Source organism: Halobellus sp. Atlit-38R (genome assembly GCF_003665925.1).
GTDB lineage: Archaea > Halobacteriota > Halobacteria > Halobacteriales > Haloferacaceae > Haloquadratum > Haloquadratum inordinatus.
In genome coordinates this window covers 1-673 of sequence record NZ_QXIJ01000095.1, presented here as the reverse complement: position 1 = coordinate 673, position 673 = coordinate 1, and the positions used below count along the sequence as shown (strand labels likewise).

Here is a 673-nt window from a genome sequence, read left to right as displayed (position 1 = left end):
AGTCGAGTTCCGAGGGCGGCGACGCCTCGAACGACTCGAACCGCTCGATCACCGCCTCGTTCGCGAACCGCTCGAACGACCCGCAGCTCGGACAGGTCATCGAGAGGTGAGAGGTGTCGAACGAGCGCGTGACGGTCTCGTCGAGGCAGTTCCGACACCGGTAGGTGCGAGTCCGGGACACGACCGTACGGAGGGGCCGAACGGACGAGTATCTGTGGGCGCCGGCGCGCGGGTCGCCGATCGAAAGCCGCCGCGTCGGTCCGACGCCGCGACGGTCGGCGCCGTCGCTAGGGCGTGAGACGCGTCGAAAAAAGCGGGTCCGCGGCCGCTCTAGAACAGCGCCGACGCCGCCGCCTCGGCCGTCTCGATGACGGGGCCGAAGCCGGGCAGGAGCAGCACCGTCGCGACCGCCGCGAAGACGACCGCGGCGTACAGCGCCGTCGGCCGCACGTCGATCGCGTCGAGCGCGCTCGGCGACTCGGGGTCGTCGAGGAACAGCGCCTTCACGACCCGGCTGTAGTAGTACAGCGAGACGACGCTGTTGACCGCGCCGAGGCCGGCCAGCCACAGGAAGCCGTTGTCGATGGCCGCCTGGAACAGGAAGTACTTCGAGAAGAACCCGGCGAACGGCGGGAGCCCCGCGAGCGAGAACATGAACACGGCCATCGCGACG

The 673-nt window shown here is 69.7% G+C and carries 1 protein-coding gene and 1 pseudogene; both read right to left on the bottom strand.

All coding sequences use genetic code 11. The features are described from left to right. Window positions 1-181 (bottom strand): annotated as a pseudogene (locus D3D02_RS18285) (hypothetical protein); the annotation flags it as partial. 149 nt (window positions 182-330) lie between these two features. Continuing rightward, window positions 331-673: proton-conducting transporter membrane subunit (locus D3D02_RS18280; RefSeq protein ID WP_304999797.1), on the bottom strand; the 343-nt coding region annotated here is incomplete at its 5' end.